13 protein-coding genes and 1 riboswitch are annotated in these 14903 nt (G+C 41.7%); all 13 genes read left to right on the top strand.

Annotation, left to right across the window (positions count from 1 at the left end):
* Nucleotides 1-99: 99 nt before the first annotated feature.
* Nucleotides 100-1293, top strand: coding sequence for a methionine adenosyltransferase (gene metK, locus F9B85_RS01985; RefSeq protein WP_151617953.1), 1194 nt, complete (start codon nt 100-102; stop codon nt 1291-1293).
* Between the two features lie 166 nt (nt 1294-1459).
* Nucleotides 1460-3745, top strand: a complete 2286-nt coding sequence (gene priA / locus F9B85_RS01980; protein WP_151617951.1) for a replication restart helicase PriA — start codon at nt 1460-1462, stop codon at nt 3743-3745.
* A gap of 28 nt (nt 3746-3773) precedes the next feature.
* A complete protein-coding gene (gene def, locus F9B85_RS01975; RefSeq protein WP_151617949.1) occupies nt 3774-4232 on the top strand; it encodes a peptide deformylase in 459 nt (152 codons plus the stop codon).
* A 2-nt stretch (nt 4233-4234) separates the two neighbouring features.
* The gene (fmt, locus tag F9B85_RS01970) at nt 4235-5173 is read left to right on the top strand and encodes a methionyl-tRNA formyltransferase (protein WP_151617947.1); all 939 of its coding nucleotides are present in this window, start codon (nt 4235-4237) and stop codon (nt 5171-5173) included.
* A gap of 29 nt (nt 5174-5202) precedes the next feature.
* Nucleotides 5203-6033, top strand: a complete 831-nt coding sequence (locus F9B85_RS01965; RefSeq protein ID WP_151617946.1) for a DUF116 domain-containing protein — start codon at nt 5203-5205, stop codon at nt 6031-6033.
* Between the two features lie 10 nt (nt 6034-6043).
* Nucleotides 6044-7396: a 16S rRNA (cytosine(967)-C(5))-methyltransferase RsmB gene (gene rsmB / locus F9B85_RS01960; RefSeq protein ID WP_151617944.1), complete on the top strand. Its 1353-nt coding sequence runs from the start codon at nt 6044-6046 to the stop codon at nt 7394-7396.
* Nucleotides 7397-7400: 4 nt separating this feature from the next.
* On the top strand, nt 7401-8480 hold the full coding sequence (rlmN, locus tag F9B85_RS01955) for a dual-specificity RNA methyltransferase RlmN (protein ID WP_243138030.1): 1080 nt from the start codon (nt 7401-7403) through the stop codon (nt 8478-8480).
* The gene (locus F9B85_RS01950; protein WP_151617942.1) at nt 8480-9247 is read left to right on the top strand and encodes a Stp1/IreP family PP2C-type Ser/Thr phosphatase; all 768 of its coding nucleotides are present in this window, start codon (nt 8480-8482) and stop codon (nt 9245-9247) included. Before rlmN ends, F9B85_RS01950 begins: the two co-directional genes overlap by 1 nt.
* Nucleotides 9244-11139: a Stk1 family PASTA domain-containing Ser/Thr kinase gene (gene pknB / locus F9B85_RS01945; RefSeq protein ID WP_170270093.1), complete on the top strand. Its 1896-nt coding sequence runs from the start codon at nt 9244-9246 to the stop codon at nt 11137-11139. Before F9B85_RS01950 ends, pknB begins: the two co-directional genes overlap by 4 nt.
* Before the next feature lie 30 nt (nt 11140-11169).
* A complete protein-coding gene (gene rsgA / locus F9B85_RS01940; protein ID WP_151617938.1) occupies nt 11170-12081 on the top strand; it encodes a ribosome small subunit-dependent GTPase A in 912 nt (303 codons plus the stop codon).
* Nucleotides 12078-12761 carry a ribulose-phosphate 3-epimerase gene (gene rpe / locus F9B85_RS01935; RefSeq protein ID WP_151617936.1) on the top strand — a complete coding sequence of 228 codons (684 nt, stop codon included), beginning with the start codon at nt 12078-12080 and terminating at the stop codon, nt 12759-12761. Before rsgA ends, rpe begins: the two co-directional genes overlap by 4 nt.
* 54 nt (nt 12762-12815) lie before the next feature.
* A riboswitch (FMN riboswitch) is annotated at nt 12816-12931 on the top strand.
* A gap of 111 nt (nt 12932-13042) precedes the next feature.
* The gene (ribD, locus tag F9B85_RS01930; RefSeq protein ID WP_151617934.1) at nt 13043-14197 is read left to right on the top strand and encodes a bifunctional diaminohydroxyphosphoribosylaminopyrimidine deaminase/5-amino-6-(5-phosphoribosylamino)uracil reductase RibD; all 1155 of its coding nucleotides are present in this window, start codon (nt 13043-13045) and stop codon (nt 14195-14197) included.
* On the top strand, nt 14170-14829 hold the full coding sequence (gene ribE, locus F9B85_RS01925) for a riboflavin synthase (RefSeq protein WP_151617933.1): 660 nt from the start codon (nt 14170-14172) through the stop codon (nt 14827-14829). The genes ribD and ribE overlap by 28 nt, the downstream gene beginning before the upstream one ends.
* The last annotated feature ends 74 nt before the right edge of the window (nt 14830-14903 follow it).

The raw sequence follows: 14903 nt of genomic DNA, 5'->3' as shown, positions 1-14903 counted from the left end.
TCTTGAATTTCGTGGCTTTCCTTGTTAATCTAGGAAAGTGTAGATTAATACAGCAATATATCGAATGATGGTGAAAAGCCGTCGAAGGAGGAGCGTACATTGAATCGTAGGCGTTTATTTACTTCAGAATCTGTGACAGAGGGGCATCCCGACAAAGTAGCCGATCAGATTTCTGATGCCGTTTTAGATGCTATTTTTGCCCAAGATCCTATGGCTCGAGTAGCCTGCGAAACTTCCGTTACAACAGGATTAGTTCTCGTTGCAGGTGAAATTACCACGCAGTGTTACGTAGATATTCCCAAAGTGGTTCGTCAGACCATTCGTGAGATTGGTTATACTCGGGCTAAGTTCGGATTCGACTGCGAGACTTGTGCCGTACTCACCTCTATTGATGAGCAATCTCCCGACATCGCTATGGGTGTTGATAAAGCATTAGAAGACCGCAATAGAGAAATGAGCGATTCAGAGATTGAGTCTATCGGTGCAGGCGACCAAGGTATGATGTTTGGTTATGCATCTAATGAAACACCTGAGCTAATGCCTATGCCAATATCTTTATCTCATAAACTTTCCCGTCGACTTGCAGAAGTTCGTAAGTCTGGTGAACTTGAGTACCTTCGTCCTGATGGCAAGACACAAGTCACCGTTGAATACGAAGGTAACAAACCTGTACGTGTAGATACCATTGTTATTTCTTCTCAGCACTCTCCTGAAGTAACACTCGAACAGATTCAAAAAGATCTGATCGAGCGTGTGATTGTACCCATCATTCCCCAAGAGCTTATTGATGAACAGACACGCTACTTTATCAACCCAACGGGAAGATTTGTCATTGGTGGTCCTCAAGGCGATGCAGGCTTGACGGGACGTAAGATTATTGTAGATACTTATGGTGGTATGGCTCGTCATGGCGGTGGTGCTTTCTCTGGTAAAGATCCCACGAAAGTAGATCGCTCTGCGGCTTATGCGGCTCGTCACGTAGCAAAAAACATTGTAGCAGCAGGATTAGCTGATCGCTGCGAGATCCAGATTGCCTATGCTATTGGCGTAGCTCAACCTGTATCAGTTATGGTTGATACTTTTGGTACAGCCAAAGTAGACGAAGTAAAAATTGAAGAATGGGTCAAAGAAGTCTTTGATCTTCGTCCAGCTGGAATTATTAAAGCACTTGACTTAAGAAGACCTATTTATCGTAATACAGCCGCTTATGGCCACTTTGGTAGAACAGATCTCGATCTACCATGGGAGAGACTAGACAAAGTGGAAGACTTGAAAAGGTTGGCAGGTCTGTAATACAAAGCAAAAATACTTACTAAAGTCAATAAATCTAAAGAAGCCAGGAGCGACTTATTGCTCCTGGCTTTATCAATTTTTCATATAAGAGACTCTTTCTTTGGCTTAAAAGGTAAAGATTTGTTATAATGTTGATTAGATTTGCTTAGATCACGGAGGTGGGTGTTTGAAGGAAGAGGACTCAACAAAACAGTCTTTAGCTCAAGTGATTATAGACAGCACCCACAGCAATTTGGATCGCCCCTTCCATTATTTTATACCAGAAGAGATGAGAGCTCTTGTTGCGCCTGGCATAGAAGTATATGTGCCTTTTAATCATCGAGTTATTCGTGGCTGGATTATGGCGATTGACGATGAGCTACCTGACCATATAGCTTATCACAGCTTACAAAAGATCGTGGCTGTTAATGAACAATATAGATTGCAAAAAGACTTAATATCCCTTGTTCCTTGGCTGTCTGAAACTTTACTTTGCTCACAATCGGAAGTTCTCAAAGCTATAGCACCAGTGGGAGTAGAGAAGAAGCTTCAAGAATGGATTTTCTTACCAGAGAAGCTATCCAAAGAACAGCTTTATCTCTGGCAAGGTCTAGATCCTGATAGTGCAGAAATATTGACACGTCTTAATAATGCCGCAGGAAGAAAGATTAAGAAAAAAACCTTGTTAACTAACAAAAGTGAGAATACATCAATAGCTCTGCAGAGACTTCTAAAAGATCGCCTAGTTGAAGTAAAAAAAATTCTTTCTTCAGGTAAAAGAAGCTCCCCTAAGTCTTCTTCATCTAAAATTATTGTAGAGGAACCAAGGAAGCATCAGCTGACCTTAGAACAAGCCAAGGTGCTTAAAGAGATAGAAAAATCAATGCAAGAAAAGATTTTTCGAATTTTTCTGCTTCACGGTGTAACAGGCAGTGGAAAAACAGAGGTGTACATTGAGGCGGCTAAGAAAGTACTAGCACGTCATCAGCAAGTACTTTATCTCGTCCCTGAAATTGCCCTAACACCTCAAACAGGTCGTCGTTTAATGGAGCGCTTTGGCAGTTCGAAGGTCGTTGTATTGCATAGTGCATTGCCAGAAGCAGTGCGTAGAAAAGAATGGCAGAGAATTGCCTCCGGAGAAGTGGAGATTGTCATTGGCGCACGTTCAGCTGTATTTGCGCCACTACCAGACTTAGGACTAGTCATAGTTGATGAAGAACATGAGCCATCTTATCGACAAGAAAAAGACCCTAAATATCATGCTCGAGATGTAGCTATTCAAAGAGCTACTATTCATGGCGCTACTGTCTTATTAGGCTCAGCTACACCATCCTTAGAAAGTTACGAAAAAGCCAAAAGAGGTTTATATAGCATATTAGAGCTAAAAAACCGTGCACGGGGACAATCGATGCCTATCGTAGAGATTGTTGACATGCGTCATGAGTTATCTGAAGGTCACAAAGGCATGATCTCAAGGCCCTTGCATAAAGCCATAGAAGAACGTTTGAGACGGCAGGAACAGGTCATCCTATATTTAAACAGACGTGGTTTTTCCACTTTTGTTCTTTGTCGTGAATGTGGACATATTGTAAACTGTTCAAGATGCTCTATCTCGATGGTATACCATCGTAGTGGAGAAAAGCTACATTGTCATTACTGTCAAAAGAAAGAGGCTGTACCTACCACCTGTCCTCAATGTCGAAGCAAATCAATTCGATTTTTTGGTACAGGTACTCAAAAGATAGAAGCAGAATTAATGAACCTCTACCCGGAAGTCCCTATCTTGCGCATGGATCGAGATGTGGCTCAACAAAGTGGTAGTATGGAAGAAGTCATAGATAAATTTGCTCGTGGAGAAGCGCCTATTTTGATTGGCACACAAATGATCGCCAAAGGTCTTGATTTTCCTCGCGTCACCTTAGTTGGTGTACTCTCTGCTGATGCGTCCTTACATGTATCCGATTTTAGAGCTGCTGAAAGAACTTTTCAATTGCTATCGCAAGTAGCTGGTCGAGCAGGGCGGGCAGAAAAAATCGGAGAAGTCTTTTTACAAAGCTACTGTCCTGAACATTACTGCTTAGAAGCTGTAAAAAATCATGACTACTTGTCTTTTTATTATCGAGAAATACAGATACGTCATCAGCTTGGCTACCCACCCTACTCTAGGTTAGCTCAGTTCTTATTTACAGGAGCTGAGGACGAAGAAGTGCAATCAGCAGCACAAAACTGGACAGAGATACTTAATCATATAAGCAAAGAAGTAAATATCCCTCTCGACGTCTGGGGACCAGCGCCTGCATCAATCCACCGTGTGGAAGAGCGTTTTCGCTGGATGGTTACAGCTCGTCTAGAGGGAACGGGAACAGATCTTTTGCGATATCTTATTAGATTAACAAAACATAGTTATCAAGAACAAAAAAGGAAGCCCAAAGGAGTAGCCTTGAGTATCTCAATTGATAGCAGTGACTTATAAATCTGAATGCGAATAAGGAGGAAATATTTTGGCTATTTATGAAATACTAACAGTAGGTCATCCTGCCCTTAGAGAAAAAGCTCGAGAAGTGACTAAATTTAACGAAAATTTAGGTCGACTTCTTGATAATATGGTAGAAACTATGGTGTCTGCTCAAGGTGTCGGCCTAGCAGCACCACAGATTGGTATTGCTAAGCGTGTAGTTGTTATTGATGTGGGGCAGGGACCAGTTGAATTGGTAAACCCTGTTCTAATGGAGTACAAAGGAACTCTTCAAGAGTTAGAAGGATGTTTATCAGTACCTGAATTTACTGAAGAAGTAGAGCGACATGCCTGGGTGAAGGTGAAAGCACAAGATCGTTATGGCAAAGAATTCTTTATTGAAGGTACAGAATTACTTAGCCGTGCTTTACAACATGAAATTGATCATCTTGATGGGATTCTTTTTATTGATCGGACCCAACGAGGTCCTTTACAGGAGAGATAAGTATGCGCATCCTTTTCATGGGAACACCCGATTTTGCAGTTCCTACTTTACAGGCCCTAGTTGAAGCAGGTTATGAGATTCCTCTTGTAGTATCTCGTCCTGATCGCAAGCGAGGTCGAGGTCAGAAAACAATGCCGAGCCCTGTCAAAAAGGTAGCTCAAGAATTGTCAATACCAGTGCTTCATCCTGCTAAGCTCGATCAAGATTTTATAGAAATTCTACAGAAAGAAAAAATAGATCTAGGTGTTGTTGTAGCTTTTGGTAGAATTTTGCCGCCTGATCTTTTAAAAGCTTTACCAAAAGGCTGGATTAATGTACATGCTTCTTTACTACCAGCTTACAGAGGTGCTGCTCCGATTCATAGAGCTGTTATGGCAGGAGAACAAGAAACGGGCATTACTACAATGCTCATGAGTGAAGGTCTTGACGAAGGCGATATGTTGCTACAAGAAAAAATAGCAGTTCACGAAGATGATACAGTCGGTAAAGTCCATGATCAATTGGCTCTTGTGGGAGCATCTTTGTTAGTGAAAACACTGAAAAAGTTAGAGCAAGGGCAATTAAAACCACAGCCACAAAATCATGAGGAGGCTACATATGCTTCCATGCTCTATGTAGAAGATGAGCAAATAAATTGGCAAGAATCGGCTGAAAAAATCCATAACCAAGTTCGAGGCATGAATCCTTGGCCAGGTGCCTCCATGAAAGATAATGGAAAAATAGTAAAAGTATTCAAAGGGTGCTTGCGTAAAGAAGGCCTCGCTTTAGAAGGCAACGGTCAGCCTGGTGAAATTATAGCTATAACAGGAGAAGAAGTAGCTGTAGCGACTGGGCAGGGGCTTTACTGGCTACAAGAAGTACGTCCTGCTGGTAGTAAAACCATGACGGCTGGTGCTTATGTTCGTGGACGTAGAATTGCAAAAGGATACTGTTTCACCTAAAGCCCCATAAATGACAGGAGAGGTGAAGAATGCACATACGCAAAAGATTGTTTATTGGCTTAATGATTGTAAGCTTCGTTACTGTACTATCTCTTCTGTTACTTGGGTGGTATACCATTAATTATCAAGATCACCTGTGGAATCAGGCTTTGATTGGTCTCATTGGTCTTGTTTTTCTGGTTCTTATTCTAATCATTGCCTTTGGAATTGCAGCAATGATCTTTTCTATCTGGCAAGATAGGGCTATACCGCAGTTATATCGATGGACTCGCATGGCTACTAATGTCTTATTTCCTTTAGCTTTGGTACTAGCTAAAGTTTTAGGTATATCGTCAGATCGTCTTAAAAGTAGCTTTATTGAAGTAAGTAACCAGTTAATAAAGACAAGAGAGTTCAATATTTCACCAGAAAGAATCATGATCTTAGGGCCTCATTGTTTACAAAAATCTAGTTGCCCTTACAAGATCACGCTTGATATTAACAATTGCAAAGAATGTGGAGCTTGTCCTGTTGATGAATTAAAGCGCTTAGCTAATCGCTACGGTGTCGTGCTTACTATCGTATCGGGAGGAACATGGGCTCGCAAAATGATTATGGAGCGAGCTCCTCAGGCGATTGTAGCTGTTGCCTGTGAAAGAGATCTTACTAGCGGTATTCAAGATATCGATCGGATTCCCGTAATTGGAGTATTAAATGATCGGCCCGAAGGTCCTTGCTATAATACACGAGTAAACTTAGAAAAAGTGGAAGAAGCAATTCGCTTTTTTCTTTACGGAGATCGACAAGGTTGGCAAATAGAAAGTCCATCTTCTTCGAGAAAAGTGCTAAAAAAAACCAGGACTAGCAAAATTATCAGTTAGAGGTGCTTTGATGAAAGAATCTGCTCGCCAGGTAGCCTACCAGGTACTTGCAGCGGTAGAAGAAAGACAAGCTTATGCTAATTTACAATTAACCCATCTATTGAACAAAAGCAATCTGGCTAGACTTGATCGAGCATTTGTTACTGAACTCGTTCTTGGTGTGTTGCGACGTCAAAATGCGCTAGACTACGCTATCAATCAATTTCTAGAAAGGCCCGGTAAATTGCCCAAAGAAATTAGAAGAATACTCAGACTGGGCTTTTATCAAGTGCTTTTTCTAGATCGTGTACCTAAAGAAGTGGCAACGAATGAAACAGTAGAGCAAGCTAAAGGTTTGCTAAAAGGGAAGTTTATAGCTCTTGTTAATGGTGTAATGCGCCAACTGGCAAGAAAAGAAAGTATTATTTGGCCTACTTGGGAAGCTAATCCCTTGCAATATCTTGTTGTTGTTGAATCTCATCCTAAGTGGCTAGTTGAACGGTGGGTCAAACAGTATGGCCTAGAGAAAACAAGAGCAATCTGTGAAAGAAACAACCAATCAGCTTCTGTTTCTATACGGGTCAACGCTTTGCGCATAGATCGGCAAGAGCTATTAGAGGATTTTGCTAAAGAGCAAATAGAAGCTAAGGAAACAGCTTTTTCAACAGTAGGCTTAAAATTAAGTGCCCCCTCGGCTATTACAGCCCTGCCAGGCTTTTGGGAAGGTTTATTTACCGTACAAGATGAAAGCTCTATGGTTATAGCACCTATTCTTAATCCACAGCCAGGTGAAACAATTATCGACGCCTGTTCGGCCCCAGGTGGCAAAACGACTCATCTTGCTGAACTCTCCAAAGATGAAGGAACAATCCACGCTTGGGATATTCATCCTCACAAATTAGGACTTATTCGTCAAAATTGTGAACGACTAGGCATTAATAGTGTAACTATAAGTAGAGTTGACGCTCAAGAGCCGCCTAAAGATCTTCACGGTCAAGTAGATCGTATCCTTGTAGATGCACCTTGCAGTGGCTTAGGCGTATTGAGAAGAAAGCCAGAATTGCGTTATCGCATTACAGAAAAAGATATTATCTCCTTAAAGAGCTTACAAGCTAAGATTCTTGACGGACTAGCACCACTTTTGCGTTCTGGTGGAATACTCGTTTACTCTACTTGTACTATTGAACCAGAAGAAAATTTCCAACAAGTAAAAGATTTTTTACAACGTCATCCAGACTTTGAAGCTGACGAACTACTTCCCTATATACCTGAACTAGATTTCTCTGAGGAAGAAAAAAGACAGATCGACAAAGGTTTCTGGCAGATCTTACCTCACCGCTATCAAACGGACGGCTTTTTCGTAGCTCGTCTAAGGAGGAAATAAGACCTTGGTCTCAGCAACTCCCTCTTTTCGAGAAATGCTACCAGAAGAAATAGGCGACTACCTACAAAGGCATGGTCATCCCAAATACAGAGGCAAGCAAATTTTTGCCTGGCTTCAAGCTCAAGCTGTCGTAAATAGTGAAGAAATGACTGATTTACCACAATCATTGCGCAAAGAAATAGTTGAAGAAAAGCTACTAAAACCACTACAAATAGAAAAAAAACAGATCTCTCGAGATGGTACAGAAAAATACTTATGGAAGCTTGAAGATAATGAGTTCATCGAAACAGTTTTAATGCCTTATCAGCGCCAACAAAGCCGCCAACGTGTGACACTTTGTTTATCAACGCAAGTGGGCTGTCCACTAGCTTGCAAATTTTGTGCCACAGGGAAAGAAGGTTTTACTCGTAATCTGACTACTGCAGAGATTGTAGGGCAGGTTCTTGATATTACAGCTGAAAAAAGAAAGCAAGATGATGACTTCAAAGTAACAAACATAGTTTTTATGGGTATGGGTGAGCCCTTGTTAAACTATGATGCTGTAAAAAAAGCGATTCAAATACTAACGCATCCTCAAGGACAAGCCATCGGACAGAGAAGAATTACTGTATCAACAGCTGGGATCATACCTGGTATTGACCGTTTTACCGACGAAGGCTGGGAGGTAAATTTAGCGCTTTCCCTTCACGCCGTTGACGAAGCTCTTAGAAGTGCCTGGATGCCAGTTAATCAACGCTATCCACTAAGTGCTCTTTTACAAGCTTGCAAAAGATACTGGGAAAAGACAAGACGCCGTCTTTCTGTGGAATATGCACTTATTGCAGGTGTTAATGATAAGCTTGAAGACGCCAAAAAGCTAGCTCATATTTTTCACAGATGGCCTATCCACTTAAATATTATCCCTGTTAATCCCGTGCAAGAAAGTGGCGCACAAAGACCAGCGCAAGAATCACTTCGAAAGTTTGTACAAGAGTTAAAAGGACGAGGCTTAGAAGCTGTTATTCGGGAAGAACGGGGCACTGATATTGATGCTGCTTGCGGTCAACTGCGAAGCAAGAAGCAGAGCGAAAAGGGGGAAGCTTGATGAAGTATCTAGTGCAGTCTATCGCTCGAACTGATATAGGAAAAGTACGAAAAACTAATGAAGATAGTTTTCTAACAGATTCTAATGATAGAATTTTTATTGTGGCAGATGGCATGGGAGGCCATGAAGCAGGGGAAGTGGCCAGTGCTTTAGCTGTAAAAGCTATTGCAGAATATTTTGAAAAACAAGACGAGGCTTCTAGAGGAATTAAAGCATTAGAAAAAGCTTGTCGAGAGGCAAATAGTCGAATTTATTTAGAAGCACAAAATAATAGCAAATGGGCAGGTATGGGGACTACTGTAACAGCTCTGCTTATTACCGACAGCACTCTTTGGATAACACATGTAGGTGATAGCAGAGCATATAAGTACAGCGGTGGCAGACTTTACAAACTTACAGAAGATCATTCTCTTGTAGAAGAAATGTTGAAAGACGGCAGAATATCTCCAGAGGAAGCGCAAGCACATCCCCAGAGAAACATAATTACAAGAGCACTGGGGACAAAAGAAGAGATAGATATTGACTTGGTAGAAGAACAGTGGGCTGTGGAAGATCTTATGATTTTATGTACTGATGGCTTAACTAATCTAGTATCAGAACAAGAGATTGAAAAGATTTTGCAGAGTCTACCTCCTTATCCTTATCAACAAAATCTTTTAGAAAAAATTGCTGACCGAATGATGGAGCTTGTTCTAGAACGAGGAGGCCATGATAATGTTACCTTCTTGATTCTCTGGCAGGATAATAACGAAGGATGGACGCAATGAAGGGTCGCATATTTGGAAATCGCTACGAGATAGTTGAATATCTTGGCGGCGGTGGTATGGCTCAAGTCTATAAATCCTGGGATCGTGTTCTAGAAAGAGCTGTTACAATCAAATTTCTTCGCGAGGGCCTCACTAATGATGAAGAATTTGTACGTCGCTTTCGACGAGAAGCACAGGCTATTGCCTCCTTATCCCATCCCAATATCGTAAATGTCTATGATGTTGGTCGGGAAGGTGAAACAGACTACATAGTGATGGAATATATAGACGGACCGACTCTAAAAGAAGTGATACGTCGTAATGGTTCTTTAGAGCCTGTAGAAGCTGTCAATCTGGCCCGTCAAATTTGTGATGCTCTTGAACATGCTCATGAGAAAGGCATTATCCATAGAGACATAAAACCTCATAATATTCTGCTAACAGCATCAGGTCGGGTAAAAGTAACTGATTTTGGAATTGCACGTTCTACTACACAAAACACTATGACCATGGATAGAACTATTGTCGGCTCTGTCCATTACCTATCTCCAGAGCAAGCTAGAGGTCTTCCAGTTGATGAAAAATCAGATATCTACTCCCTTGGCGTTGTTCTCTATGAACTTCTCAGTGGTCATGTTCCTTTTCAAGGCGAGACACCTATTGCCGTTGCTTTACAACAAGTTCAGCAAAACCCGCCTCCAATATCAAAAAGCACACCGGAAATTCCTCGAACCTTAGAAGAAGTCGTAATGAGAACCCTAGAGAAAAATCCAGAGCGTCGGTATGGGAATGCTAAAGCATTAAAAGATGACCTAGATCATGTTTTTTCAGGAACAATAGTTGGACGTCTTCCTTTAGAAGATGATAGCCCTACAGTACGTTTAGAACAACCTCTTCCCTGGCAAGAACATGGAAAGCTAGAAACAAGAGAGCCTAGCTATTCTAATAATAAGAATGAAAAAGAAGAACCGACAGCTCGTATTAATTGGAAAATAGTACTTTCTTCATTACTCTTATTAGCCTTGATAGCTTTTGCAAGCACATTTGCCTGGCAACGTTATATGAATGTTCCAGAAGTAATGCTTCCTAGGGTTGTTGATATGCACTACATGGAAGCGATTGAAGCTATAGAAAATGTAGGCCTGCAAGTACAAGTTGAAAGAGTAAATCACAACCAAATAGCAAGAGAGGTTGTGATTAGCCAAGATCCAGAAGGCAATCGTATGGTTAAAGCGACGCGAGAAGTACGTTTAACCGTAAGCCTTGGGCCCAAGCTAGATCGAGTTCCTTATGTTACAGGCATGACGCAACGAGAAGCTCTGATTAAACTACAAGAAGCAGAATTTTCCTATGATGTGGTCGAGGAATACGATAATAGAAGGCCAGCAGGCACCGTAATTAGTCAGAAACCGGCGGCCAATACAGAACAGCCTATTGGAACGATTATTGAATTACTAGTAAGCAGAGGGCCTGAAAACCAACCTATTATGCCAGCTCTTACAGGACTGTCTATTGAAGAAGCGAAAACGGTACTAGCACCTTTAGAGGTAAGAATAGAACAGCGAGAAGAAGCAAGCGATAGTTTTGGTCAAGGCCTTATTATAGGGCAAAATCCTGCTTCTAATAGCAATGTAGAAAAAGGCTCTACCGTCACAATTACAATTAGTACAGGAGCAGAAGAGAAAAAAGCAGAAATAGAAAAGAAGAAAACAACCGTAACGATTATGATTCCTGAGGAACGTACAGAGTCAAAAGTCCGCATTATTCTCCAACAGGGAGCAGAAACCATAGAAGCCTACTCTGGAACTCACGCAGGTGGAGATGCCGTAACTCGTCAAGTAGAGTATCAAGGAAGAGCAATTATTCAAGGATTCCTTGATGGTGAAAAAGTATTTGAACGTCAAGTTGAATAACGAAGGTAAAGGGAGTGCTAGGAGATCACCGTGAATCTACCGGGAAAAGAAGGTACTATAATTAAAGGGTACTCTGGATTCTATTACGTTTTATCAGAAGGAACGATCTTTACTTGTTCATTACGAGGCAAGTTTCGCCAAAAAAAAATGGAACAAACTTTTTTACCAGGTGATCGAGTCGTAATAAGCTTACTTGAAGGTGACAAAGGAGTTATCGAAGAAGTATTACCAAGAAAAAATGAGCTATTGCGTCCTACGATCGCTAATGTAGATCAAGCCTTGCTGGTCTTTTCGCTAACCTCGCCTGATCCTGACTTTGCACTCATCGATCGTTTGTTACTATTTACAATTGAAGAGCAGATAGAGCCTATTCTAATCTGGACAAAAAGCGATCTAGCCACAGAAGAATGCATCGAAAAAGCCAAAGAAAGCTTTGTACAAGGGCAGATAAAACAAGTTATAGTATCGGCCGAAACTATGAATGGTATTGAGGCGGTAAAAAATCTACTGCGTCAACGCATTACCGTCCTTGCTGGACCATCAGGTGCAGGCAAATCCTCTTTGCTCAATGCTTTACAACCTGGCCTAGCCTTAAAAACTGGTGAAGTAAGTAAAAAAACAGGCCGAGGCCGCCACACAACTCGTCATGTAGAATTATTACATCTCTCTTTTGACGCTCTGGTAGCCGACACACCAGGTTTTTCTACTTTGAATTTACCAGCTCTGACTGCCCCTCAACTAGGAGAACTTTTTCCTGAAATAGTTGATTTGATGGGTCAATGTCGCTTCAATAGCTGTCTTCATCGCACTGAGCCCGATTGTGCAGTACAAGAGGCTGTTGAAAAAGGCTTAATTCATCAACGAAGATATGAAAGCTACTTGCTTTTCCTTGAAGAACTTATCAACCAAGATCGCCGCAAACCGAAAGGAAGAAAAGAATGACCATAAAAATCGCCCCCTCAATCTTATCGGCAGACTTCGCTAGATTAGGTCAACAAGTAGCCCTTGTAGAAAAGGGTGGTGCTGAATATCTTCATATTGATGTGATGGACGGACACTTTGTTCCTAATATCACTATTGGACCACTTGTGGTGTCCGCATTAAGACCTCATAGCAAAATGATTTTTGATGTCCATCTGATGATAGAATCGCCTGATCAATATATTCCTGAATTTATTAATGCTGGTGCTGATCTAGTTACAGTTCATCAGGAAGCAACAAAACATCTTCATCGTACGATTTCTCTCATCAAAGAAAAAGGCGTCAAAGCTGGCGTATCAATTAATCCAGCAACGCCTTGGCAGACTTTAGAATATGTTCTCCCCATGGTAGACCTTGTTCTTATTATGTCCGTCAATCCCGGTTTTGGAGGACAAAAATTTATTCCTTCTGCTTTGAAAAAGATTAGTGCACTAGCTCATTACAAAAAAGAGCATGAATTAAACTTTGAGATTCAAGTAGACGGTGGAATTAACCGTTCCAATATAGCTCAAGTCGTGCAAGCCGGAGCCGATGTCTTGGTAGCAGGATCGGCGATTTTTAACACCGAAGATATTGAACAAGAAGTAATAGCCTTGCGAAAGCAAGGAGAGCTGGGTCTAAGTGGAGACTTTGTTAATTGACTCTTCCCATGGAAAAAGATATAATTGCAAGGTCTTCTCAATAATTGAACATAACCATTCCTTCGGGGTAGGGTGTAATTCCCGACCGGCGGTATAGCCCGCGAGCTTTTTAAGCAGATTCGGTGTAATTCCGAAGCCGACAGTTACAGTCTGGATGAGAGAGGGAAAAGGACAAGCTTTTCTACTTTTATAGAAGTAGGAAAGCAGTCTGTTGTATCTAGAAACCTCGGGGAAAGCTACCCTTGAGGTTTTTTATTTTCCATGGAAAAGGTAGGAAGAGGATGAAGGATGCAGATGTACTGTTTATGCAGAGAGCTATTGAGCTTGCTCTAAGAGGAAAAGGAAAAACAAGTCCTAATCCGCTAGTAGGTGCTGTGATCGTAAAAGATGGTCAAATTGTAGGAGAAGGTTATCATCAAAAAGCAGGGACAGCTCATGCCGAAATACACGCGTTGGCCCAAGCTAATGAAGAAGCCAGAGGTTCTACGCTTTATGTGACCTTAGAACCATGTAGTCACTATGGCCGGACACCACCTTGTACGGAAGCTATCTTGAAGGCAGGCGTAAAAAAAGTTGTTATGGCTATGCTTGATCCCAACCCACAAGTTGCCGGAAAAGGGATGGAAAAGCTCAGACATGAGGGTGTTGAAGTACAAGTAGGTCTTCTATCTCAAGAAACTGCTGAGATAAACCAGCCTTTTCTTACCTGGATAACTGCTCAACGTCCTCACGTGCTGGCGAAGTGGGCTATGACTGTTGATGGTAAGATAGCTACCCTAAGTGGTGACAGTAGATGGATTTCTTGTCCAACTAGCAGACAGTTAGTCCATCAGTGGCGTCAAGACAAAGATGCTATATTAGTAGGCATCGGAACAGTTCTAGCTGATGATCCGCAACTTACGACTCGACTTGCTGATTTTGATCCTACCTTTGATCAATCAGAACAGAGACACCCTTTGCGAGTAATTTTAGATAGCAAAGGGCGTACACCCTTAACTGCGAAGGTATTGAAGGCAGAAGGAAAAACGCTTATAGCAGTTACGGAGCAAGCCCCTTTAGAGAAAGTTAAGGCATTAGAAGCAATAGGTGCTACAGTGTGGCTTTGTCCACAAAATGAAAAAGGAAGGATAGATCTGCCTTCCTTGATGGCAAGACTGGGGCAAGCAGGGATTACTTCCTTACTAGTAGAAGGAGGCTCTTCTGTACACGGTGCTTTTTTGGAGGACAAGCTCGTTGACCAAATAGCAGTTTTTATAGCCCCAAAGCTTGTAGGTGGTGCTACAGCACCTTCACCAGTCGGTGGTGGCGGCGTGGAACTAATGTCTCAAGCTTGGTTAGTAAAAAGATGGCGTGGTCAACCTTCCGGTGAAGACTATTTACTAGAAGGGACTCTACGGGAGGTGATACCTTGTTTACAGGGATTGTGGAAGAACTAGGAAAAGTAAAGGAAATTAGAAGAGGTCCTCGTTCGGCCCAATTAGTCCTAGAAGCTCAAAAAGTGCTTGAAGATGTGAAAATGGGAGACTCTATTGCAGTCAACGGAGTTTGTCTTACAGTCGTGGAATTTGCCAAAGATTATTTCGTAGCAGATGTGATGGATGAGACATTGAGAAAAACAGCACTGGCTAGAGTTCAGAGAGGTAGTTATGTCAACCTTGAGCGAGCCTTACGCATGGGTGATCGTTTAGGAGGACACATCGTATCAGGTCATGTCGATGAAGTAGGGGAAATAGTAGGTCAGAAGAAAATCGATATTGCTGTTATAACAGCAATTACTTGCTCATCAGACCTTCTCAAATACCTGATACCGAAAGGATCTATTGCTATTGATGGAATTAGCCTCACTGTTGTTGATGTCACTCAGCAGGGCTTTACAGTATCGCTTATCCCCCATACAGCTGGCGAAACAACTCTAGGGATTAAGAAAAAGGGAGATCTGGTTAACTTAGAAGCAGATATGCTGATGAAATATGTAGAACGTCTACTTTCTACACAGAGTGAAGAGGGGACGAAAAAAACGGCAAAGGGTAACCTAACAAGAGAATTTTTGCTGGAACAAGGCTACTGATTCTTTTTTTGATCAAGAGAGTGAATCAGTAATCCTCTTTTAGAAACTCCTCTTTGCTCTTCTCTGTCTCAGTG

The sequence above is a fragment of the Heliorestis acidaminivorans genome (assembly GCF_008933955.1).
Lineage (GTDB): Bacteria > Bacillota > Desulfitobacteriia > Heliobacteriales > Heliobacteriaceae > Heliorestis > Heliorestis acidaminivorans.
The sequence above is the reverse complement of the archived record's forward strand: the minus strand, read 5'-3'. Positions and strand labels throughout refer to the sequence as shown.